Source organism: Enterococcus moraviensis ATCC BAA-383, assembly GCF_000407445.1.
Classification (GTDB): domain Bacteria; phylum Bacillota; class Bacilli; order Lactobacillales; family Enterococcaceae; genus Enterococcus_L; species Enterococcus_L moraviensis.
The window spans coordinates 293,056-317,870 of the sequence record NZ_ASWB01000004.1 but is presented as its reverse complement, the minus strand read 5'-3'; the positions used below and the strand labels follow the sequence as shown (position 1 = coordinate 317,870).

Genomic DNA, 24,815 nt, shown 5'->3' with positions numbered 1-24,815 from the left:
GATTTTTCTTTTGAAAAACCAGTACTTTAATAGAAATAAGGAGATTAAACATGTTTAAGTTATATTTCACGGCTTTAAGAAGTCTTGCAGTAAAAGAAACAAACCGCTATTTGCGGATCTGGGTTCAAACGTTGGTACCACCAGTTATTACGACGTCATTATACTTTGTTATTTTCGGAAATCTGATCGGCGGACGGATTGGTCAAATGGATGGATTTTCCTATATGGAATTTATCGTCCCTGGGCTGATCATGATGTCTGTGATCACAAGTTCTTACGCAAACGTTTCTTCCTCGTTTTTCTCACAAAAGTTCCAGAAAAACATTGAAGAATTACTCGTTGCACCTGTTCCCACCCACATTATTATTTGGGGATTTGTCTTTGGTGGCTTAGGGAGAAGTGTTTTAGTGGGAACTCTCGTGACAATGATTTCTCTATTTTTTGTCCCACTTCACGTTTATTCATGGTCGATCGTGATCATCACTCTTCTTATGACAGCTATTTTATTTTCATTAGCAGGTTTGTTAAACGGGATTTTTGCGCAGTCTTTTGATGATGTATCCATTGTTCCTACTTTCGTGTTACAACCATTAACATACCTTGGTGGTGTTTTTTACGCGATATCTATGTTACCACCTATTTGGCAAACCATTTCAAAAATCAATCCCATCGTTTATATGATCTCGGGATTTAGATATGGTTTCCTTGGAACAATCGACGTACCGATCCTCTTTTCTATGGTCATTTTGATTCTTTTTATCTCAGTACTTTATGCTGTTTGTTGGTATTTGATTGATCGAGGACGTGGATTAAGAAGTTGATTCTGCTTTAAATGAGTATTTTTGAATTTTATTGAAATATAATGAAGCACGTCTCTAAAAAAAATAGAGACGTGCTTCATTTTGTATTTCTTCATTTAGAAATAATAGTCATTTCTTTACTCAAATCTGAATCTGCTTTATTCGTAATCAAAATCACTTCGTTTAAATCGAACGATTTAACAGCAGATGTCTTATGAAATTTAGAACTATCACATAATAGAAATGCTTTTTTTGCATGGTCGATCACCGTTTTTTTCTTGATGGCTTCCACCAAATTGGGTGTGGTTACGCCAAATTTCAAATCGATACCATTTGCGCCTAAGAATGCTTTATCAAAGACATATTTTTGAATATTTGCTTCTGCTAAGGGACCACTTAAAGAGGAAATTTTAGGATCGTACGTTCCACCTAAAATCGTAATCTCTGCCTCAAACTCTCCCGTCAACCTAAGAACATCTGTATTCGTCGTAATGATCCGAATCTGCTTTTTAAGTAACTCTGTTAACAAAGCAGTACATGTAGAACCTGAATCTAAATAAATCGTTTCTCCAGCAACAACTTCACGGGCTGCCAGTTCGGCTATATACAGTTTTTCTTTTGTCTGCAAACTAGATTTTGTTGACATAGGTAATTCGGAGACACTCGACGAAATCTTGACGGCTCCGCCTGAAAGAGTCTGCACTTTATTTAAACTTTCTAATTCTTTTAAGTCACGTCTAAGAGTCGATATTGATACTTCTGGTATCAACTTTTGTAATTCCTCTATTCTGATCAGCTCTCTAGTTTCTAGTATCTCTATAATTTTCTCTTGTCGAACATATGGAATCATAAGAAACCCCTTTCGCTTTTTTCATTACTAATGCTTTCAAGAAGAATGTTCATTCTTAAAATACCATAAATCCGAATAAATAGTAATGAAATAAACGAAATTATAAGAAGTTCTTTTTAATTTATGACAACATTTCTTCTCTATCCGTAAACATATAAGCCAAAATAGCTGACACAACAAGTGAAATAGCGAGTCCGATCATTGCTTGAATAAAGTTTGACGCATTATCTGTTACAAATGCAGGAAATGTTGTTACACTCCCAAAAACAAAGGCATTTGTTACGACTTTGGTTAATCCTAAGTAGGCACCACCGACAGCACCACCAATGATTTGTGCTAAAAATAATTTTTTGTTTTTCACTAATAGTCCAAAAAGAGTCGGTTCAATAATAGCGGAAAGCGCGATTGTTACAAAGCCTGTTACGGCAAAACTACGTAATTTATTATTTCTTGCTTTTAAATAGACACCAATCGTTGTACCAATTACTGCGAAGTTACAAGCAAAGGTAAATGGGACAATGTAGTCAAATCCATACGTTGAAACGTTATTGATCATGATTGGATTAACTGCCCAATGAATCCCAAGACTTACAAGTACGCTCCAACCACCACCGATCAATACACCTGTTAAAATACTACTACGTTCGATCAACCAGTTGACCACTTGAGCCACTGCTTCACCACTATAAACCCCGATTGGACCAATCACAATAATCGTTAACGGAATCATTACCGCTAAAGAAATCAATGGCACGACTACTAGTTTTAATGTTTCTGGAACTTTTTTATCCAAAAACTTATACAGATAAGAAAATGCCCAAATTGAAAGAATAATCGGAACAACTGTGGAATTGTAATTCATCAAGACAACAGGAATTTTCAAAAAGCTTGTTGTTGCGCCATTCCCAGTATCTCCCATTAAGGCAATAAATTCTGGATTTAGTAATGCCGCACCGATCAATGCTGATAAATAGGGACTAGCACCAAATCTTCTAGCAGAAGTAAACGCTAACAATACAGGTGAAAAATAAAAGACACTCATTGATGCAACATTTAAGATACTGTATGTTCCGCTATTTTCTGATAAGATTCCTGTTTGTACGGCTAAAATCAATAGTCCTCGTAAAATACCTGAACCAGCTAACGCAGGTAATAATGGCGCAAAAATTGCCGAAATAGCTGAAAAAATGGTACTTATGATATTGCCAGAACTTTCTCCACTATTGTTTACTTGGGCACTACCATCTTCCCCTGTAACCAGTGCTTCAAATTCATCATACAATTTGGGTACTTCTGTTCCAATCAAAATTTGATATTGTCCTGCTTTATTGACAACATTAACAACACCATCGATTTCTTTCACTGCCTCATCATTTGCTTTAGAAGAATCTTTCAGCGTTAACCTCAATCGCGTAGCACAATGGGTCATATTCGCCAGATTATCAGGACCGCCAACATTTTCTAAAATTTCTTTTGCTGCTAATTTGAAATCCATCTTCATTCACTCCCCGTATTTTTTGCTCTTTTAACAAGGTATTAGAAATCTTAGGCTAAGATTTCTAATACTAAATCACTTACTTTTACAGCACTATTTTGTTTAATCACATCTGCAATATAATCCATCCCTAATCGCTCAATGATCGAGTCGATCTTTTTGATCATCTTGATATTTCTTTCACATTCTTCCACTGGATCTTCTATGATCGGGAATGTATCGAAATAAACTGCATGCGCATAATTGTGTAATTTTGTATAATAGATAAATTCGATTGTCTTAATCAAGGTACTGGTGCCGATCATCAATCCATCATCATTCAAGCCGTAACCATCATTTAAATGAACCCCAAATAATTTTTTCCGACTCCCTAAAATACTAGCACCATATGCAGGATTTTCGTGTTTCATTAACATATGGCAATAATCCAAGGTAATCCCCAAATTGTCACGACCAACCTCATGAATCATTGATAACGCTACTCCAAAGCTATCTAAAAAGGCATACGCTCTAGGTTGAAATGGTTTATACTCAATACTGATTTTTAAATCCGGTGCATAATCTGCAATTTCGATCATACATTGTTTGATTTGGTTCCAAACTTTTTCATAGTCGATTTGAAAAGAATAGTCAAAACCATCAAAACCTAACCAGATCGTTACTACTTCTCCGCCTACTTCACGACAATAGTCACAGGCTTCTTTACATAATTGTACAGCCTTACTAGAAACCCTCTGATCGGCGTTTCCTAATTCGCCATTGATGAATTCACTTCTGAAACGTAATGCCACACCATTCGCGAGTAAATTATTTTTTTCTAAACACTCTTTCATCTTTTCAGCGGGAACACCTTCTACATGTTCTGGATAATTGAAATCAACATGTGACAAACCTAGACGATTAAATTCTTGTAGAACTTTTTCTACATCATTATTAAATTTCGGTAAAAATGAATTGATTCTTGTCGCTAACTTCATTTTTATTCCTCCTTTTCTCTTTTACACCTCCATAATAGCATTTCTTTTTTTCATTATCAATCATTATTTTTCATTTTATTCCATTTTTTATCACAAAAGTTCAAAAAATGGGAGCGAATACCCCTTTTAATGTTCCATTTGTTGTATCATCTCTACTCTTCTAGCATGTCTTCCGCCTTCAAATGTCGCTTCCAACCATTCTTTTACAATCATCTTCGCAAGCTCACTACCAACCACTCGAGAGCCAAATGCTAGAATATTTGTGTTGTTATGCTCTTTAGAAAGTATTGCTGAGTAGGGTTCACTACAAACGACTGCACGAATGCCGTTTACTTTATTTGCTGAAATCGAGATGCCAACGCCTGTACCGCAAATTAAAATTCCACCATCGAAATGCCCAGCAGCAACTTCTTCAGCTACTTTTTTCCCGTAACGAGGGTAATCCGTTCGCTCTGCTGAAAAGCTACCAAAATCTTCGATTTCATGCCCTAATTCTTTTACATACTCTATAATAATTGGTTTTAATTCAAAGCCAACATGGTCGCTACCTATTGCTAATTTCATACAACGACTCCTCCTATTATGAAAAGCTGAAATGATTGATGCAGCTCATCGTATTATTTCCTTAATTGCATAAGTATTTCCTCATATGATTCAGTTTTTCCAAATAAAGCAGATGTCCCCAATATAAAACCAGTTACGCCTTTTTTGCTTAGTTGTTCAACTTTTTCTGGTGAAATCGCCCCATCTACCATTACTTTATACTCATATGTCTTGGATAACGCTACTAATTTTTCTATTTTAGGATCTGTATACGCTAAATATTTTTGACCAGCAAATCCTGGATTGACGGTCATCACCATTACATAGTCGACTAATGGCAATAATTCTTGGATCATTTCAACAGATGTGCCTGGATTAATTGCAATCCCAGCTTTTTTTCCTTTTTGGTGAATCGTGTCCAATGTTCGTGTAACCTGTTGGTCTGCTTCTGGATGAATATAAATGATATCTGCACCAAGATCAGCAAATTTCTCAACATACTTACTTGGTTCTTCAATCATGAGATGAACATCTAGCGGTTTCTCCGTCACAGAGCGGACCAATTCAAAATCTTGTAAGCCCATTCCAAAATTTGGAACAAAACGCCCATCCATAAAATCCATATGGAAAATATCAATGCCAGCTTGATCTAGTTTTTGAGTATCTTCTTTCAGATTTGAAAAATCAGCACACATCATTGATGGACATAATAATTTCGTCATCGTTTCTCCTCCTTTTTGAGATAACGATTACTCAAAGAGTAAAAAAATATATGGGTAATCGTTTACCTTTGTTTACGGATAATATAGCACCATTTTTTTCCCATGTCAACCACAATTCGCTTTAAAAATTTGTGTTTAATCGTTTTTTATGAGAAAATGTGAGTAAATATCAAAGAAAAAAGAGAACGATTACTCAAGAGGAAATGAGCTATGAAAAACTATTCTATCAAAGACATCGCTGAAATCGCAGGGGTTTCTGTAGCAACTGTTTCTAGGGTTATTAATGATAATGGCCGCTTTTCTGAAGAAACTAGAAAAAAAGTCTTGAAGGTCATTGACGAAACTGGCTACAAAATGAATTACAGTGCTAAAAACTTACGTATGAACAAATCGTTTACAATTGGCATCTTAGTCCCAGATATAAGCAACTATTTCTTTTCTGATGTTGTGCAGCGTTTAGAAGAGATTTTATTTGCGAAAGGCTATTCCACCATTATTTGCAATACGTCTAGAAGTTCAGAAAAGGAGCTTGCTTATTTACGTATTTTAGAAGGAAAAGGCGTGGATGGATTGATCGTTATTTCAGGAGCCGAGGCGTTTGAATTTACTTCGTCTAGTGCAGAAAAGAAAATCCCTTATCTCTGTATTGATCGAGAGCCTAAAAAGAAAGAGGATACTGTTTTTATCTCCTCTAATCATTATCAGGGTGCCTTTGAAAGTGCTGAAGAGTTGATTCACAAAGGCTGCCAACATCCTGTTATCGCGATGCATAATCAAAAATCAACCAGTGCAAAAGAACGATTGAAGGGATTTAAGGACGCATTAAAGAAAAATAGTATTACGTTCAATGCTAAACACCATTTGCTTTCCATCGATATTGAAAGTAGTGATTTTGAACAAGATCTTCTTACTTTTCTCAAGAAAAATCCAAGTACTGATGGGATTTTTTCCATCAATGACCTGATCGCTTTAGAGTTAATGCTTCGCTTAAAGAAACATCATATCCAGGTACCACAAAAAATAAAATTGATTGGTTTTGACGATACGGCTACTGGTAAATACACAGCGCCCACGCTTTCATCCGTAAAACAAAATACAGAGTTGATTGCGAATCATGCAGTGGAATCATTGTTAGAATTGATTAATAAAAAAGGGGAACTAGGTAGACAAATCGTGGTTCCTGTTTCGTTGGTTTTAAGAGAATCAAGTAAAAAATCCTAAAAAAAGAGAGGGTCTATCTAGTAAAAATTAGATAGACCCTCTCTTTTTAATGCTTGTTAGAACTCATTCTTATTTCCCAATAACCAATCTTCTTGTATAAACAGCTTGTCCAGAATGCATCACTGCATCATCAATAGCCGAAACGATTCGAGTCTGACGGGTTACAACTGGTGTCCAGTTCGTATCCACAACATCGATAAGACTTGCTTCGTTCAACTTTTCTAAATAGTCATTCGTAAAATCAACACTTGCCGTTAGATAATCTAAAAGCAAGTTTTTGTCCATTACGACCACCTTAGCCGCTTCTTCTGGAGTATGCTGCCAATCTTGAGTATCATCAGGTAAAGCAAGTCCAAATTTTCCACTCCATCCAGCTTCTAACCATAACGGCTTAGTTCCATTAAGCTCAGCCACTTGATAATCAAGCTCTCTTGCTGTATGCCAAATCAACCAAGTAACCGATTTGATTAAGGGATTTGGCATGGTATTTGCTTCCTCTACGCTCATCTGGTCAAGTGTTTCTTCAAAACGTTCTTGTGCTCTCTTTAACGTATCGATAGATAATTGTGTGATTTTCATTTTAGTTCGCTCCTTTTCACTTTTCGTAAAACCCAACGTCAACAAAATTACATGTTCTATTACTAGTTTACGCTTATCTTGATACAACAGCAACGAATCAGAACATTTTTGCCTCATCTTTACGTTAGATACAGCTCAAATTTTTATGGGAATCTTAGATGTTCAATCTGATGATCTTCCTTCGCTTACTATAGCTACTTTAAATGAAAAATAAAAAACAACTATCGAATCCTTTGAAGTCAGCTATGAATTGGTTACAGCAAAAATAAATTAAAAACTCCTCGGCACAACTTTTTTACGCTGTACTGAGGAGTTTTTCGTCATACTAATAAACTGATTCTGCTTTTACTAGATTTATCTCGACAATTTTTCTTGCTGTGTTATTCGTAATGAATCGATAACCATTCACAATCTCATCGAATCTCTTCATTTACACAACATCGACCGTATCTGAATTACGTAACGAGTACTAAAGATCAAATCAACCTTGTAAATTCGTACTCACTGAGGTATTTGCAACAAAATTGATTTCACTCATTTTTAATAAAAGAAATAATTTTGAATAAAACTTAATATGGAACAGACCTTAAATGCTCACCAGAGTTAACTACTTTTGTATTGATCTTTCATTTAGGTTAACGCCGAGAAAAGAAATGCCTCTTTTTGAATCTCTTTTTCTGTCGTTACAACGATATCTTCATAATCAGGTGTATTCGTGACAATAATCGGTACTTCTACGCTAAAACCTGCTGCCTCAATCGCCTCTATATCAAAGCTTAATAGACGCTGCCCTTTTTTCACTACTTGCCCTTGTTCCACATAGCTGGTGAAATGTTTTCCCTCCAACTGAACGGTATTCAAGCCTACATGGATCAACAATTCTAAGCCATCGTCTGAAACAATTCCTAATGCGTGTTTCGTTGGGAAGAGCGTTACTAAAGTTCCATCAAACGGTGCAACAACTTCCCCAATCGAAGGATAAATGCCTACCCCTTTTCCTAACAAACCTTGTGAGAAAGCTACGTCTTCAATTTTTTCTTGAGGAATCACATCCCCAGTAAGCGGACTATAAACAGTCATTTGTTTCACTGCTAAAATCGGTTCAGAATCTAGCGCATCAGTTTGAATAGTGCTTGTTTCTAACACCTCTTCAGGATCCTTATAAAAAATAAAGGTTAAAATCAAGGCGATCGGTACTGCAATACAAATACCGATGATTCCTACAACAATATCACTTGTTCCATGTGTTTCTGGATTGATCATTGCTGGAAACTCAAAAATACCCATTCCACCAAAAATATATTCTCTCAAATTCGCAAAACCATAATACGCTCCAGCAATCCCAGAGGCAATACAACTAATAATAAATGGCGTTTTTCTCGGTAACGTAATCCCGTAAATTGCTGGTTCTGTGATTCCGAAAATACCAGAAATGACAGATGGAAACGCAATTCTTTTTAGTTGCTTATCTTTCGTTTTGATCATCATAGCGAATACGACTGCTGTTTGAGCAAATGTTGTGGCAAAAAACGGCATCATCACATTATCATAGCCCACTGTCATAATATTGTTGATGTAGATTGGGATAATGCCCCAATGCAAACCAAAAATAACTAAGATTTGCCAGAAGAAACCTACTAAAGCCCCCGAAATCATCGGACTGAAACTTCTAACCGCAATAACACCTTCTGCAATCAAATTAGACCCAAAAGTCGCTAATGGACCAATCACCAAAAAGCCAATTGTCAATGCAACAACCATCGTCAACATCGGTGCAACAAAGAATTTAACTACATCCGGAATCACACGATCAAATAATTTTTGACAGTAAGAAGCAAAATACACGATAATAATAATCGGTATAACCGTCGATGTATAATCTACACTGATTAGTGGAATTCCCAAAATATCTAGATAGACAGGAGACTGAAAGACTGTTCCTTCAAATAACATATACAGTGGTTTACCCGCTTCTGCTAACGTGCCTAATTGTAGGGCAGGATAACAAAGCGCTAAGCCTAACAAGACTCCCATCAAAGGTTTCAAATTGAATTTTTTAGCTGCAGTATACCCTAAAATAACAGGTAAATACATAAATAAAGCATCTGAAATCCCTGATAAAAAGATATACACGCCACTTGTATCGGAATAAAGTCCCATTACACTAAATAAAATATTCAATCCTTTTAACATACCCGCTGCTGACATTAGACCTAATACTGGTTGAAAAATGCCCGAAATAACATTGATGAAACGATCAAATACAGAGCCTTTTTCTTGTTGATCCGCTGTTTTCTCTTGGGATATTTCGCCAATAATAGGCAAAACATCACTATACACATCTGCTACATGATTTCCAATAACGACTTGATATTGTCCGCCACTTTTCATTACCGTGACCACACCATCGAGATTTTTGATTACTTCATCATTTGCTTTACTTTCATCCTTTAAGTTAAAACGCAGTCTTGTTACGCAATGTGTTAACCCAGATACGTTTTCTTTTCCGCCGACTTCTTCGACAATTCTTGCTGCTAATTGTTCATATTTCCCCATTTTCTTATTCCTCCATTATCAATTAAAATGAAGGTCTAGCCAACTTAATGTCACTATCCAATAAAAAATTTAACTGCTTCCTCCTTACTCTTCTCAATCTTTATAAACAACACGATGGATATGGATCGTGAGATATAACTTTTCTTCATCGGTTAAAACATATTGGTAGTTTCGTTCAATATGTTCACTTACTTTTTCAACACAAGCATACGCCGTTTGAAAGCGAATCTTCACGACGTCAACGAGTCCTTCTTCATTTTTGTCACTATGCAACTTGTGACTCGTCAATCGTTGCGCAAAAAATTTTAAATGAGTAATGAAACGATAATAATAGAGCGATTCTTCATCAAATTCGATTTTAAAATAATAACGGACAATATTACTGATTTCCTGCATGATTTTTGTCACTTGATACGAATCTTGATTTGCTTCCAAGTCCTCCGCATTTACGAAATGTAGTGCAATAAACCCAGCTTCATCTTCTGGCAAACGTAAATCCAATGTCTCTTGGATTCGTTCTAAGGCTTTGACAGCTATTTTGTATTCCACAGGATAAAAGCGGCGAATATCCCACAGTAACGCATTTTTAATCACAATACCTTCTTTAAATCGTTTAACAGAATTATACAAATGATCACTAAAGGAGACATAGATACTATCGTTCAATTTTTTTCCTAACTCAGACTTCGCCATCGTAATGATCTCGTCGCTCAAATTCATATATTCTAAAGGAATCTCCGTCAAAAGTTCTTGAAATCTAAGAAAAACATCCGAATTAGATAAATGAAAAATTTTCTCTATCTTTTGATCTTCAAGTAGATCACCTTTCTGTTTTTGAAAAGCGATACCTTTTCCTAACACAATAATTTCTGAACCTGACTGATCGATCGTTATTGCCGCATTATTATTAAGCACTCGTTTAATTTCCATCGTACTTTCCTCACTTTTACTCATTACACTTTCGTCAACATTCTTACTATTTTAAACAGTCACCGTTGCTTTCGATGACTTGTCGATACCACTCAAATGATCGCTTTTTAGAGCGTTTAAAGGTTCCTTGTCCTTCATTTTCCGCATCTACATAGATAAAACCATATCTTTTCTTCATTTCTCCTGTACTGGCGCTAACTAAATCAATACAGCCCCATGAGGTATACCCTAATAATTCCACTCCATCAAGCTCGACTGCAGCAATCATTTCTTTCATATGTTTTCCAAGATAATCGATTCGATAGTCATCTTCTACAACACCATTTTCCGCCTTAACATCAACAGCTCCCAACCCATTTTCAACGATAAACAACGGGCACTGATATCGGTCATACAATGTATTCATTGTAATACGTAGCCCCAATGGATCAATTTGCCATCCCCATTCGCTGGCATCTAAATACGGGTTTTTCAGTGTTGGAAATAGGTTCCCCTCACGCAATTCATTTACTTTTGGATCCCCACTGGCAACGGATGAGGAATAATAAGAAAAGGTCAAATAGTCTACGGTATTTTGCTGTAATATCTGTTTGTCTTCTTCTGTGATGTCCAATTGAATATTTTTTCTTGCTAATTCTTTTAATGCATATGCTGGATAATAACCGCGAACTTGCACATCTGTAAAAAAGAAACTCTCTCTATCCACTAATTTTGCAGCCATGATATCTTCTGGATTCGGTGTATTAGGATAATTATCTCCTGCTGCCAACATACAACCGATAAGATTCTTGTCATCGATTTCTTTTCCTCGTTTTGTCGCTAATGCACTTGCAACCAATTCATAATGAGCTGCCGTAAATTTAACTTGCTCACGATCCTCCCCTTCTTCAAACACTAGCCCAGCCGCCATAAAAGGTGCATGTAACAACATGTTGATCTCGTTAAATGTAATCCAATGATACACCTTCCCTTTAAATCGTTCAAACAACGTTTCAGCATAATGCAGATAAAAATCAATCATTTTACGATTTTTCCAGCCACCATATTCCTTTACTAAATGAATCGGACAATCAAAATGACAGATCGTTACTAAAGGTTTTATATCATATTTTAAACATTCGTCAATCAGCTGTTCGTAAAAAAGTAATCCTTCTTCATTCGGTTTTGCCTCGTCTCCCAATGGAAAAATTCGTGTCCACGCAATTGAAAAGCGATAGACTTTAAAGCCCATTTCAGCGAATAAAGCAATATCTTCTTTATAATGATGATACATATCAATTCCTTTTTGAGCTGGATAATAATGGTCTTTGTCAAAGCTTAACATCGGCAACTCCCCAGCCATCACAGCCTCTCTATCCTTCCCAAACGGAAGTAAATCTACATTAGCTAGGCCTCGCCCTCCTTGATCATAGCCTCCCTCAACTTGATTAGCAGCGGTTGCGCCACCCCATAAAAAATCTTTTTGTAATCCCATATCCTCATTCCTCCTGATAAAATTAAAAGACCCATTTGTACAACTAAATAAACGTGTCTAATCGCCACGAAACTTAGTCGACAAATGGGTCTAGCTTGTTTTCATTTAATAAAACAATGACTATGCCATTTATTACTTTTTATATTTTCTTTTGAAAGCACTTTTATAATAGCATATCTTTTTAAGATAAACAAGAAAACTTGTGAGGAAGTTTTCTTGGAGATTATATGGGTAAATCAGCTCCACAATTTGGACATTTTTTTTGATTCCACATAAATTCACTTCTTTCTTTGCTTACAATGGAATCACATTTCAAACAATTAATTATTTTTCCTTGCTCGGTCTCAATTTTGGAAAATATCAATTTAGGATTATAAATATACCTTCGAATTTTGTTATGTACAGTATCAGAATCAACTACAAAATCAAGCTTTTTGCCTCTGCCACTCACCCTATCGTAAATCATACTATAATTAATTGCATATATATTCAAATCACTTGCAGATGTATCTTTCTTTGATATATTCGCTTTTCTGAAGTGTATTATTCTTTGATAGATCAACTCCTCAAACCATTCTTTTCGAGTAATTTGATTATTTTCAAAAGTATTTTCTATAGCAAAATGGCTGTACTCTTTCTCCAAACAAAATTCTTTAATATCATTCCAAACGTCCATTACTTCAGGTTTACTAACAATATTCTCCTTCTTTTGAGCACCAATACTTTCAATAGCTTCAATAATCATTTCTTTACTTATTCTTGCAAATGTTCGACCTTTTGAAGCTTTGTTAGAAGATATATAACTATCCCATGAATTAGATAACATATTTAAAAAATCTCTAGAATTCCCCATAGATGCATGTACTAACAATAATAAATTGGGACTAGTTAGCAATGTAGAAATATCTATACTTTGGTTTTCTAACAAAAAATGCAATCTTTTATTAACAAGTTCAGTGAAATATTTAATGCATTTAGTCCCTTCTGATTTAGACTTTTCAAAAATCAAATCAGAGTCTAAGTCTATACGATGTTGTAAGTCAGATCCATGAGTTAACCCATGAAGATCGCCTCGCCCTGGTACTATTCCAATCCACACATATACTGGATTTCCAATTATTGTATCAATGTAACGAGATAGTTGCTCTTGTAAAAAAATATTTTTATTTTTTAGTTTCTCCCAATCGTCCAAGTAAAATGTAAAAGTTTTTTTCCCCAATATTTCCATTAATCTTATCATATTATTTTTAAATGATGATATGTCCAAAAATTTCTTTAAATCCCCATTAGTTATAACTTTGTCCAAATTTCTAGATACTTCTTTTTCGTTCTGTTCTAAATTAATTATAAAACCATTTTCTAAGCCCAGTTCTGAACTTAATTTACTGAGAGATGTATTGATGTACTCAAGTGTTTCTTCTTTTTCTATAGAAATTTTTTCACTATCATTAATTGTAAAATTTCCGATGCTCGCTTCGAATTTACATTTACCTATAAAATTTACAGTTTCAATTATCTTTTTTTTCACTTTATTTTTTTCTAGAATTTCCCAAATTTTATGCTCTTTTTTATTGAAATAATCAATTAATTGGTTTGATATTGCTTCATACATTTTAATACTAAAAACCTTATTAGTTATTTCTTGATTGGAATTTTCTGGAAAAACAATTCCTTTTAAATTAAGATAAAAGCAAAAGGAATCATTATCATTGTTCACTTTTTCTCTAGCCAAAAGCATTAAATGAGTTTTTCCAGTTCCGCGTAACCCCGAGACTACACCACTTGATCTGCTACTTTTTGCAACTAAGCTCTCTAGATGACCATTAATATCAACATATAACTGTGAGAGATCATCAGTATTACTTTTCTTATCAAATTCTGATATATCAGTATCACTATTTGTCATAACAAATGCTTTATTCATTTTACTTACAAATTTTTCATCTTTTGACAACAAATTTAATTTTTCTTCCATGATAAATTCCTTTCGTATTAATATACCTGCAAGTACCATCTCTTGTATAAGATTTTACATACTAATTTTTAAATAATATAATTTTATTAAAATCTATTAAACTATTCTAATATAGCTACTATCAATAAACGTAATTTTCCTAGAATTAGAATAACTAAGGAAAAATATATAATTAATCACGAATAAATATTTTACTTATAGTAAAATATTAAACAATATTAGGTAAAAATGCAACAAAAATAAGTTATGTGCTAATTACTATTGTTTACTTGTATAATTTTCAATCCCAAATCTTTTCTTCTATAACTTCTCGACTATTTTGCTGTATATAGGCTTCGATCAGCGCTTTTCGTCCTTGTGAATTCTTCGTATAATAAATGGATTGTTTCTTCGACAGTCCGTTTAGGGAATCAACTAGACGCAAGACATCTTTTTTATTTTTGCTAAAATAGCTTGGAACAGAGAAGTAAATTCGATTCAGTTTCAATAAATATCTTGGTTTGTCTATATCTTCCATCACTTCTAAAACGTATTGATTAAAGAGTGTATTCGCATTGAAGCTTGCGTTATCTAGTTTACAGGAAAACAGCGTATCCTCTTTTTGAATCCGTAAACGACTCTCTTTTGAAATTACCCCATCTTCCATCAATAGAAGAAATACTCCATTGATTAATCGCTCTAATTGCGTACAATATTTTTTCCAAGAACGCCGAATTCGAAAATTTCTAAAAAATAAACTATTAAAAATAGAATCATAGAAATTTTTCTTCACTGGCGAATGATTTTCTTTAAGGTCATTTATGCGATACTCTTTATTTTTTAATGGTTTCATTATCAATGGCATTGATTGATGTGTCCCTTTTGATATAGCTTTATGCCAGTCTTCTTTTAGTGCGTCTCTTCTTTGTGCCAGAAAAAAATTATTCGCATTATAACTATTGATACTTTCTTCAGTAATTTTTAACGGTAATTCAAAACGTTCAATTCCTGTACTGATTTTCGCTACACTTTCTAGCTTATTAAAGCCTTCTATAAAAGATAATCGTTTCGCTATATACTGGAATTCTAGCTGTTCTTCTAATGCGATAGTTTTATAAACAGTCGCAATATGCCAAATATTTACAAATGATTTTTCAGGTGATTTACGTAGTCCTCTACCTCTAAGCTGTTGTGTTTGCACATAGGAACCCGATGTATTTGCTAAAATCACTGTATTTAGTGCGGGACAATCCCACCCTTCTCCTAAAAAGCTCACCGTACCGATCAATAGATTGATTTTCTTTTGATTCAATGCTTGTGTTACGCCCGTAAGAATTTGATTGCGATTTTCATCTGTCAACGAAATAAACGAATAGTTTGGATCCATTTCTAACTCACTAAAATGTAATTCAGGGAATAGTTTCAACGCTACACTATTAGACAACAGACAAAATTTACCACAAATTACAGCTAAATTCGTTGTTGGGTTGATCAACTCTTTTAAATAAAGAAATAATGGCGCTACACCAAACTCAAGATACGATTCTTGACCAAAAAGCGTCTCTATTTTGATTCTATCCATAAATACGACACTACACAGATTTTCACCTAAAAATGCTTCTTCTTTGATTAATATTTTGGCAATACTTTCTTTTTTTAGCGGGATAGAACGATACTTTTTATTATCTTTATATGCAGGAAATAGGGATAATTTATTTTGGAAAAGCCATTTATTCTGTGTTAAATACTCAAAAATACTAAGATTTGGATTCAGCTCATATAGAAACCGATACAGTGTCTTTATGTTTTCTTTTGTTTGCTGTGGTAGCCGTACTTTCCTTTTATAATTTTTGATCCCTAGTACTTCCCAGTGCTCGTTTGATAATTCAAAATCTTGGTCATACAGATACAGCAAAACACTGAGATACGTATCAAAATTTTCATAAATGAATGACTCATTTTCCAACGGATACTGAATGAAAGCTAGTCCTAATAAATACTCTGTGACTTCAGCATCATTCATCATTGCGTAAACAATCTCATTTTGCTGTTGCAAAAAATCAAAAAATGCCTCTTCATTTTCTTGAGATTCTGGAATTAAATAGACATAATCTTGATAGGGAACCAAGACATCTTCTTTGATTAATTCTGGTGCTGGAATGTCGATATCTATCGCACCATTTAACGCCAAATATCTTTTCCACTCAATAGTAGTCGCATCATATGGTGGTGTAGCTGTCAGTGATAGACTTTGAATAGCTTGATTTTCTTCTCTAAACGAGATGATTTCTTCTGCCCATGTTCTTTTCAAATGATGCGCTTCATCTAAAATAATAAACGCATATGAAGCCCTTTTGATCGATTCCCCCTGCAAATGAAATTCTTGATACGTTGTAATGGTTATTTTTTTATGATCAGATAAACGTTGAGAAACATGCTCTACACCAAAATTATCTCTTAAATAATTCAACCATTGATTTTTTAGAACCAACGAAGGAACCAAAATCAACGTTTGCTTATCTAACTTTTTGATTATTTCAACGCCTAAAACAGTCTTACCAGCTCCTGGTGGCGCCACGACATGAATCGTTGTATCTTTTAAATACAGTTCAATTTCATCTATTATCTTTTTTTGAAAGCTTCTTAACTCCATAAACGCTCCAATCTATTACCATGATGCATGCGTACGTAATAAATTATATCTTTTCTAGAGTAAAAAGAGTAGCTTATCTTGTGATCCCTATGCATCATCTACCAATTACTAAAAGTTTTCCTCTTTCAAAAACTTGTTCAGGTGCTTCCAATTTAATGAATGAGTAAATACATAGCGTAAAAAAAGCACTCAAACAAGTGCCATTCAGGATGTATTATCGACTAAATCATTAGAAATTAGAGAAATTACGAATATAAACTCCCATTATTTACAATTTAAATGAAACAAAACATTAATAATGTGGTATGCTAATAGTGCGTTTAAAATGACAAAAAGAAGAAAAAATCATTTCAAAAGTCTTATTTAACACTTTCGGAAGTCCTACATTACAGATCAGCTTGAATAAAGATAGGAATATCTTTATTCTCCGAAATAATAGAGCTGACTTCTAGCTCAATACTTTTCGCAAATTGCTGTTCTCCAAGCCTATTTAACAAATGGATATAATCAAAAATATGTTCTTTATAACTATCGTCACCAGTCATTAAATAGCTTGTTAAATTTTTCAAATACTGAATGACCAATTTATAATCAAACGTATGATTTCTTTCTTTCGTAGTGGCTAATTTCAAATAATAAAGACATTCTTCATATTCCTTTTTACGTAGTAACGTTGTGATTAAATTATTGATCATATTTTTGATGAATTCTGTTGTTTCTACATTTCTGACTTCAATATCTTTAACCGGTAAAGCTTTTTTGGCAAGACTCTTGATTTGATTATCATTAAATAGAAAAATTGTATTAGACAATACTGCGTAATCATACTGAAAAAAATACTCCTTTTCCATTAAAAGTTCATAAATTTGGTTTAACTCTGCTTTACTCAAAGGGGAGATTTCTTTCCAAAAATTGGAGAATAATGTTTTTATGCCAACAAAATTTGCCATTTCTCTAAGATGCATTTCTTTAGAAAATGTTAATTGGCTATAATAATCAAGTAACTCAAGTTTACTTGCGTTATCAGTTGGGTTATGACCACATTGTTTAAATAGTTTACGATATTTTTTTTGTTCTAGACTGTCTTCTAAGTATTCTGAAAATTCTTCTAACGGAATAGAGAAACGCTCTAAAATATCTGTTAACTCAGAAAATCTTAAAATCTTTTTTCCTGTCTCGATTTTAGAATAGACCGAAGTATCAGTATGCGTAAGAACATCTTTTTGCTTTAAATTTTTATTTTTCCTAAAAAAATAAAGTGCTTCTTCTACATTCATTCTAGCTCCACTCCCTTTTGTACAAGTATAGCACATTATTACATATAAAATGTTCGAAATAGTCTATTTTTGAAAGGAGGGATCGCTATGCTTACAGTTGCTACTGCAGTTGCTATGTCAGTTTTTATTTGGGTCAATATTTAATTTTTACTAAGTAACACTCACCTGAAATAACGATCTAGTTATTTTAAAAATAGCCCTTTGTCTCTTTATTGATGCAAGGGGCTATTTAAGTTAAGGAACGGTAATAGCGATTTTATTCATACTAGCAGGATAATGAATAGACTTATTCTGTACTATTCTTTCATCAAGAGATCATAGGCAAACTATTTTTTTGTTATCTTTTACTGACGAATGAAATTTCCGAACAAACTTTTTAACTCAGAAAATTTTTAACTAGTATCGCTTCTATTCATCCTAAATTATTCTACTAAACTTCTCACTAAATCATAGACTTTCTGCTCTTTTCCCACAATGAAATCAGGCTGGCTTTCCTTATTTTTTATAGAGTGGCCACGTTGATTGTACCAAATCGCTTTCCACCCTGCCTCTTTCGCTCCAAGCACATCATTTCTATAGGAATCACCAGTGTAAAATGTCTTTTGGGGTTCTAATTTCATCTGACTTTCAACGTAATGAAAAAGCTTTTTATCCGGCTTTGCCATTTTCAACTCTCCCGAAACGAATATATGCTTTGGGTTTATCCAATGAGTCAAATTCAAATTTTTGATTTTATTTCGTTGATGCTTAGAAGGGCCATTTGTAATAATCCCAACGGTCAGTTGCTTCCTTGTACAGTAATTCAATGTTTTCTCCATATCTGGAAGTAAAGTGATTTCATCTTGAAAAGCGGCATAATCTTTTTGAAAAGCTAAGGCTTGTTTTGGCTGAATTGAAATATCAAACTCATTAAAAGCCTTTGTAAGACGGTAGATATACATTTCATCCATAGAAATCCTTCCTTGTTGCGATTGTTCAAAAACCTCATCACTGAATTTGCGACTATAACGATACAAAGCTTCTATAGAAATGACTTTCTTAGGTGAAAAATTTTCTTGAAACGCCTTCTTAAACGGCTCTAATTGATCATATAACGTATCATCCACATCAAAAATAAAATTATACACGTTCTTCCTCCTAACTCTGTTACGTGTTGGCTCTAAAATAGGCAAAAAAGGATAAAACAAAACAGGACACATTTTGCTTTATCCAAAAACGAATCTACTTCATACAAACGTACTTTTTAGCTCGCCTTATTCTTTTAGCCTAATTGTTTAATCCGAGTCGTTACTCCTTTTAGATTGTAACATTCCGCATAGTCTCTAATCGGACGCTTGATATGATCAATAACATAGCGTTGTCCATGAATATTATGTTTTTCAAGATTTGCGTAAAGTGTTGCGATTTCGTTTTTCACTTCATCATCATTGAACGTGTAATGTCCAGCGATATCAAGAATTTCATCTGACAGTGCCTTATCTTGCATAATTTCGGCAACAGTCAATTCTTTTTGATCCCCTACCATCCACTTTCTCCAGCGTTCACTCTTAATTGCATGTACAAGTAAAACCTCTCTTATCTTAGACGGCTCTGTTACAAGACCATTTTCCACCAATTTTGCTTCTACTGCTGCAAGATTTAAATAGGCACGCGTTTCTTCTGTTCCATATTGTGGCGCAACATTTGTTGCGGTAATTTCAGAAGGAATATGCTCTAACAAGGTTACGTCATCTAGATAGTCACCATTATGTTCCTTCAATCCAACACCATAGCCTTTTGCCATTTGTGCTAAATCATAAGCGTTTTTAAAATTGAACGTACCAACTTGTTCTGTTTTTCTTGTCAGTGTTCCTGTTTGTCCAACTATAAATGTTGGCATTGGTAATCCACGTTTTTCTAACGCTTCTTTCAATTGTAGAATAAAGGTTTCGTATGTTTCTGTAGAGGTTAACCCTCCATTGGTCTCCTCTGTTCCTACTTCATAACCAATTTCTGGTAAATTTCGTGCTTTTCGTTCAGTTTCACAAAATTCAATCAATTCTACTGTACGATTCAATACGGTTTCTAATGGAATGACTTTCCCCACTTCAAAAGGATCTTTTGTAGGATCGATCATCAGTAAATCGAAGCCTGCTTCAATATCTGCTACATAAGATTTTCTTCCTAACTCCATTGCTTTTTCTGTTGGTAAGTGGTCATTTCTTTCCTGATCTCGCTGCCAAGGTCCACCATGATCACGACACATGTAATAGAAATTGTCATACCCAATTTCTTCTGCTACCTCTTCTACTGCTTTAGCAAAGGTAAACTGGTTCCAGCCATTAACATAGCCCCCGCCAAGTTCATCTGCATCGACCTGATTTCGACTGGCAATAAACATCACTGGATAATCATCTTCTTTGGATAGCTCAAGTGTTGCTTGAACACAATTTTTTGACATAGGCCCAATTCCTAACAGCGTTGCACTTTCTCCTGTTTTTTGCAGTTCTAATAAGCTTTCTACTACTTTTTTTATTGGTAATTTTCCCATTATATTTGCCATCTCCAATTCCATTCTTTTAGTTTGTACTATTTTTCTGCTTTCATTTTGTTTTCTTCATCTAAATTTGGTTTTGTAAAATGTAGAATTGCTACAGATATCAAGGTCCCAATCAGCATGGATAACACGTACCAAAGTTTTCCATTAACAACAGGTAAAATAATTAATCCTCCGTGAGGAACCAACGCTTCTACACCATTGGCCATCCCTAATGCACCACCAACTGCACTACCGATAATAATTGCCGGTAATACTCGTTTTATATCTTTTACAGCGAAAGGAATCGCTCCTTCTGTAATCCCAATCAGTCCCATAAAAAAGGCAGAAATCCCAAGATCTTTATCTTCTGCTGTATATTTCTTACGATCAATAAAGGTAGAGATAGCCATCGCCAAAGGAGGAATTGCTACGGCAATTCGATGTGCGCCATTAGGCCCATAAACCCCTTCAGACATTAATGCTAACGTAAAAGCAGTTGCTGTTTTATTGATTGGTCCTCCCATATCTATTGCGGTCATCGCACCAATAATAAGACCTAGAATAATCGCACTACCACCTTGCATTTCTCCTAATACTTTTACTAACCAATCCATCCCAGCACCAATTGGCACTGCAATAATATAGATGTAGATCATTCCTAAAACAAATGTTGTTAGAACTGGCACAATCAAAATCGGCATAATAGTTCGAATCGTTGCTGGAACTTTCCACGTTTTACACCAACGAACAAAATAACCAACCGCTACCCCCATGATCATGGCACCCAAGAAACCTGTCTTTACTTGACCTTCTCCAATTGGGTTGTTTGCAACAAATCCTAAAATCATCGCTGGTGCTAAGGCTGGTTTTCCTGCAAGTGAATTTGCAATATAACCAGAAAGTAATGGAATCATCATGGCAAAACCAGCAGCACCCAAATCATTTAGATTTTGCATAAAGGGGTTGGTGATCTCCATTCCTGAATCTGTCGCTTTCCCTGTCGCTAATGCTACTGCTAAGAAAATCCCGCCAACGACAACAGCAGGCAGCATGAATGATACACCCGTATTAAAAGCTTTTTGTAGATCTTTAAAAAACTTATTTTCCTTTTTCATTCCGAGTCATCTCCTCTATTTTGATTTATTCAGATGCTTTAAATAATTTTTCAGCCTTGTCTAACACCTCAACAGGATGTTTGATTGCGTCTGCTGGATCTATTTGCAATACTTTTCCTTCATCTGTTTTTTCATCGAAACGCTCTTCCCCTTCGATTCCTATTGCAACGGCTAAAATGACCACATCTGCAGCATCAACATCTTCTTGCTCTAACTCATTTTCGATCCCCATACTTCCTTGTGTTTCTACTTGTACCTCATACCCTCTTTTTTTACACTCTTTTTCAATTGCCTCTTGTGCCATATACGTGTGCGCTACTCCTGTTGGACACGCGGTTACTGCTACAACTTTCATCTTATTTCCTCCTATTCTTTTTCAGCTTGCTGCTTTGATTGAACGTAGCAGCTTAAAGACATTTTGTTGATTTTTTTCTTCTAGTAATTGTATTCTAAATTCCTCATCTAACAGTTTTTTACTGAGCTGTGAGATAAATTTTAAATGGATATTATTTTCATTCTCAGCTGGCACACCGATTAGAAAGACAAGTTTCACTTGTTCCTCGTGCCCATCAGTCCAAATAAATTCCTCTTTTGTCTGTAAAAAACCAATAAAAGGCGTTCTCACTACCTCACTTTTCCCATGTGGAATAGCAATTTGATACCCAATTGCAGTAGGCATTTCTTCTTCCCGATTCAATACAGATTTTAGAAAAACTTCCTTTTCCGAAATCAATCCAGTTTCATCTGCCATTTGGACTAATGCACGTAATGCATCATCCCTTGTGTCAAAATTTGTCTGCAGTAAAATCATGTCTTCTCTAATCACATCACTTGCACTATCCTTCAAGAGTCTCACATCCTATCTTTTGACTTAACACTTCTTTTTTTGTAAATTCTTCAAACTGATTCAATCGTTCTTTACTTTCTACTATTTGGTAGATATCAGATAATATTCCTTTAATTTCTTGTATATCTTTTTCAGCAATACAAACAATCATGACTAGTTTTACAGAGTGTTCATTCCATTTGATATACTTTTTATTTTTCACAACCGCAATCACTGTTTTGTTAACATACTTAGGGTTACCATGAGGTATAGCAGCTCCTGTCGGCAAGTCCGTCCCACCAAGTCTTTCTCGGTTCATCGTACTTTCAACAAATTTTTCTGTGACAATATCCGCTTCTTTAAGTCTCTTGCCAATTTCTTTTAGCAGCTCATTTTTTGTCTTGAAATTCTCATTCCAAAAGACAAATTCTTCTAATAAATAAGGACTAAGATTATTTAATTCCTTTATCGCTCCATCCTCATACTCCTTTAAGAAAATAAACTGTTCATTATAAGCGGCTGTAATGTTCTTTATATCTTGATCACTCAACAGTGGTGAAACAACAACAACCTTTTTATCCAATCGATTTAACTGCACAGTGGAGATAATCAAATCGATTTGTGCTAAATCAAGTGCGTCTACTTCTTTAATTGATGCCACTTCAATCATGTCAAAAGAAGGTAGAATATTTTTGATTCGGTTTAAAAGTAACTCTGAGGTGGCTATTCCTGTTGGACATACGATCAAAATTTTCTTACTTAGCTTTGCTCGCTCAATTGCAGACTGAAAATAAATTGTTAAAAACCCTATTTCATCCTCGTTAAAAGTGACTTCTAATTCTTCTTCATATTCACTTAAAATAACCCATATAGAGTTAAACATAACCGTAAACTCATTCTTTATTTGGTAAATAAATGGGTTATTGGTTTGAACGCCTTCTCGTAATCTATAAATCATCGGAGGGATGTGCAGCATTAACTGCTCCTTTAATTTCTGGTCTTTAATAAAATCTATTTTGAGCGACTTACTTACCTTTTCAATAATAGTTGACACAATCCTATGGTATTTTTTTTTCGTTGGTAAAGGTTCAAAACGATTTGAAATTAAATACGTTGATAAATATTCAATGTCATTGCGAGTAAATTCAAGATTTAGTCGCAATGATATTTTATTCAACATCTCTTGCGCACTTTTCTCAAAAAAGACATGCTCATTTTCAGGTTCAGGTTCTTCTAAGCCTTCAATATGATGCCCCGCTTTAACCCGATAGACTAAAATAATCATCATATTTAGCACATTTGAAACATAATGCTCTGCTATTACAGTCACATCGCTTTTGATATACCCATAAAGAACCCGTGTACACACTCGAACGATATCCTCTCCATAGTACTGAGTAAGCAATGCCTCTTTCTTTTCATCATTTGGTTCAAATAAATTATTTTCCCCTTCTGTTAAATAACGATTAAACTCAAGATAGGCTTTTTGCAGCTCTTTTTCTGGTCCAGACAACCTCGTTCCCTTTGAGTCACTAACAATTTTTACTGTGTTTCCAGTTGTAAGTAGTTGTTTTATAAACTTAAAATCATTATTGATAGAACTTTTACTGATCAAAAACATCTCTGATAATAATTCAAATGTCACCGTTTGATTTTCAAATAGTAGTAATTGAATAATTTTTTCTCGCCTACCTGCTGTAGAGTATATGTTTTTTTCTAACACCTCATTTTTTTTCTGCGGGATTTCAACACTTCTTTTTATGCTAATCCCAATACCAGGTCTTTTTTCTACTTGATACCCTTCTTGCAAGAGATACCTCTCTACAACTTTTAAATCAGAATGTATCGTTCTTTCAGAAATGTTTAATTGGTTTGCATAGTACTTAACTGTTTGAAAACCATTCTGTTTTATTAGTAATGAAGCAAGAAGTGATTGTCTCTGTATCAATTCCATACTTTCCCTCCGTTCTTAGGTTAATTCATCTCTGAAATCTAAAAATGTAAGCACTACCATCTTTTACACTTTTGATTATATCGGTAGCGCTTACTTTTTTATATGACAATTCTTTTCAAGAACTTGTTGCAATGTCTTGTACTAATGATTTTTTTATTTGGCTTAACTTTCTAGCGCTCCACTAAATCAAAAAAAGAATACCTGAGCCTCAAGTACTACTGTGTCAATCAACGTACATATAGCCTTCCTTATTATTTTTTAGTTCTATTATAGTATAAATGGATTGTCGATTATCACTCTCTTCTCTACGCTAGTACTGGTGTTACACGTAGTTTACATTTTTTTAAATACAAAAATAGATCAACCACCGA

General features: G+C 34.5%; 20 protein-coding genes. 2 read left to right on the top strand and 18 right to left on the bottom strand.

The features are described from left to right. Window positions 1-50: 50 nt before the first annotated feature. A complete protein-coding gene (locus tag I586_RS14980; RefSeq protein WP_010763717.1) occupies window positions 51-821 on the top strand; it encodes an ABC transporter permease in 771 nt (256 codons plus the stop codon). A gap of 91 nt (window positions 822-912) precedes the next feature. Here I586_RS14980 and I586_RS14975 read toward each other — a convergent pair whose 3' ends face one another. The 5 genes from I586_RS14975 to rpe form a co-directional block, all read right to left on the bottom strand. Then, the gene (locus I586_RS14975; protein ID WP_010763716.1) at window positions 913-1,650 is read right to left on the bottom strand and encodes a DeoR/GlpR family DNA-binding transcription regulator; all 738 of its coding nucleotides are present in this window, start codon (window positions 1,648-1,650) and stop codon (window positions 913-915) included. A gap of 121 nt (window positions 1,651-1,771) precedes the next feature. Next, window positions 1,772-3,145: a PTS transporter subunit EIIC gene (locus tag I586_RS14970; RefSeq protein ID WP_010763715.1), complete on the bottom strand. Its 1,374-nt coding sequence runs from the start codon at window positions 3,143-3,145 to the stop codon at window positions 1,772-1,774. A 50-nt stretch (window positions 3,146-3,195) separates the two neighbouring features. Further along, a complete protein-coding gene (locus I586_RS14965) occupies window positions 3,196-4,122 on the bottom strand; it encodes a sugar phosphate isomerase/epimerase family protein (RefSeq protein ID WP_010763714.1) in 927 nt (308 codons plus the stop codon). Between the two features lie 126 nt (window positions 4,123-4,248). After that, a complete protein-coding gene (gene rpiB, locus I586_RS14960; protein WP_010763713.1) occupies window positions 4,249-4,686 on the bottom strand; it encodes a ribose 5-phosphate isomerase B in 438 nt (145 codons plus the stop codon). 53 nt (window positions 4,687-4,739) lie between these two features. Beyond that, on the bottom strand, window positions 4,740-5,387 hold the full coding sequence (gene rpe, locus I586_RS14955; protein ID WP_010763712.1) for a ribulose-phosphate 3-epimerase: 648 nt from the start codon (window positions 5,385-5,387) through the stop codon (window positions 4,740-4,742). A gap of 210 nt (window positions 5,388-5,597) precedes the next feature. Between rpe and I586_RS14950 the strand changes: the two genes are divergently transcribed. Beyond that, window positions 5,598-6,608 (top strand): LacI family DNA-binding transcriptional regulator, encoded by a 1,011-nt coding sequence (locus tag I586_RS14950; RefSeq protein ID WP_010763711.1) that lies wholly within the window; start codon window positions 5,598-5,600, stop codon window positions 6,606-6,608. 69 nt (window positions 6,609-6,677) lie between these two features. Here the strand turns inward: I586_RS14950 and I586_RS14945 are convergent, their stop codons facing one another. The 13 genes from I586_RS14945 to I586_RS14885 all read right to left on the bottom strand — a co-directional run bounded on the left by I586_RS14945 (window position 6,678) and on the right by I586_RS14885 (window position 24,444). Continuing rightward, complete coding sequence (locus I586_RS14945) at window positions 6,678-7,187, bottom strand: DinB family protein (protein ID WP_010763710.1); 510 nt, start codon at window positions 7,185-7,187, stop codon at window positions 6,678-6,680. 630 nt (window positions 7,188-7,817) lie between these two features. Then, a complete protein-coding gene (locus tag I586_RS14940) occupies window positions 7,818-9,743 on the bottom strand; it encodes a beta-glucoside-specific PTS transporter subunit IIABC (RefSeq protein WP_010763709.1) in 1,926 nt (641 codons plus the stop codon). A gap of 93 nt (window positions 9,744-9,836) precedes the next feature. Next, a complete protein-coding gene (gene licT / locus I586_RS14935) occupies window positions 9,837-10,673 on the bottom strand; it encodes a BglG family transcription antiterminator LicT (protein ID WP_010763708.1) in 837 nt (278 codons plus the stop codon). A gap of 46 nt (window positions 10,674-10,719) precedes the next feature. Further along, window positions 10,720-12,147 carry a 6-phospho-beta-glucosidase gene (locus I586_RS14930; protein WP_010763707.1) on the bottom strand — a complete coding sequence of 476 codons (1,428 nt, stop codon included), beginning with the start codon at window positions 12,145-12,147 and terminating at the stop codon, window positions 10,720-10,722. A 223-nt stretch (window positions 12,148-12,370) separates the two neighbouring features. Then, window positions 12,371-14,122: a hypothetical protein gene (locus I586_RS14925; protein ID WP_010763706.1), complete on the bottom strand. Its 1,752-nt coding sequence runs from the start codon at window positions 14,120-14,122 to the stop codon at window positions 12,371-12,373. 280 nt (window positions 14,123-14,402) lie between these two features. Next, complete coding sequence (locus I586_RS14920) at window positions 14,403-16,754, bottom strand: DEAD/DEAH box helicase (protein WP_010763705.1); 2,352 nt, start codon at window positions 16,752-16,754, stop codon at window positions 14,403-14,405. Window positions 16,755-17,140: 386 nt separating this feature from the next. Then, window positions 17,141-18,031 (bottom strand): helix-turn-helix domain-containing protein, encoded by an 891-nt coding sequence (locus tag I586_RS14915; RefSeq protein ID WP_010763704.1) that lies wholly within the window; start codon window positions 18,029-18,031, stop codon window positions 17,141-17,143. Between the two features lie 422 nt (window positions 18,032-18,453). Further along, complete coding sequence (locus tag I586_RS14910) at window positions 18,454-19,158, bottom strand: HAD family hydrolase (RefSeq protein WP_010763703.1); 705 nt, start codon at window positions 19,156-19,158, stop codon at window positions 18,454-18,456. A gap of 134 nt (window positions 19,159-19,292) precedes the next feature. Continuing rightward, window positions 19,293-20,561, bottom strand: a complete 1,269-nt coding sequence (locus tag I586_RS14905; protein ID WP_010763702.1) for a class II D-tagatose-bisphosphate aldolase non-catalytic subunit — start codon at window positions 20,559-20,561, stop codon at window positions 19,293-19,295. Between the two features lie 38 nt (window positions 20,562-20,599). Next, window positions 20,600-21,664 carry a PTS fructose transporter subunit IIC gene (locus I586_RS14900; protein WP_010763701.1) on the bottom strand — a complete coding sequence of 355 codons (1,065 nt, stop codon included), beginning with the start codon at window positions 21,662-21,664 and terminating at the stop codon, window positions 20,600-20,602. Window positions 21,665-21,689: 25 nt separating this feature from the next. Next, window positions 21,690-22,019 carry a PTS fructose transporter subunit IIB gene (locus tag I586_RS14895; RefSeq protein WP_010763700.1) on the bottom strand — a complete coding sequence of 110 codons (330 nt, stop codon included), beginning with the start codon at window positions 22,017-22,019 and terminating at the stop codon, window positions 21,690-21,692. A gap of 21 nt (window positions 22,020-22,040) precedes the next feature. Continuing rightward, window positions 22,041-22,520, bottom strand: coding sequence for a PTS sugar transporter subunit IIA (locus I586_RS14890; RefSeq protein ID WP_425250070.1), 480 nt, complete (start codon window positions 22,518-22,520; stop codon window positions 22,041-22,043). After that, window positions 22,501-24,444, bottom strand: a complete 1,944-nt coding sequence (locus tag I586_RS14885) for a BglG family transcription antiterminator (protein WP_010763698.1) — start codon at window positions 24,442-24,444, stop codon at window positions 22,501-22,503. Before I586_RS14885 ends, I586_RS14890 begins: the two co-directional genes overlap by 20 nt. Window positions 24,445-24,815: the final 371 nt, after the last annotated feature.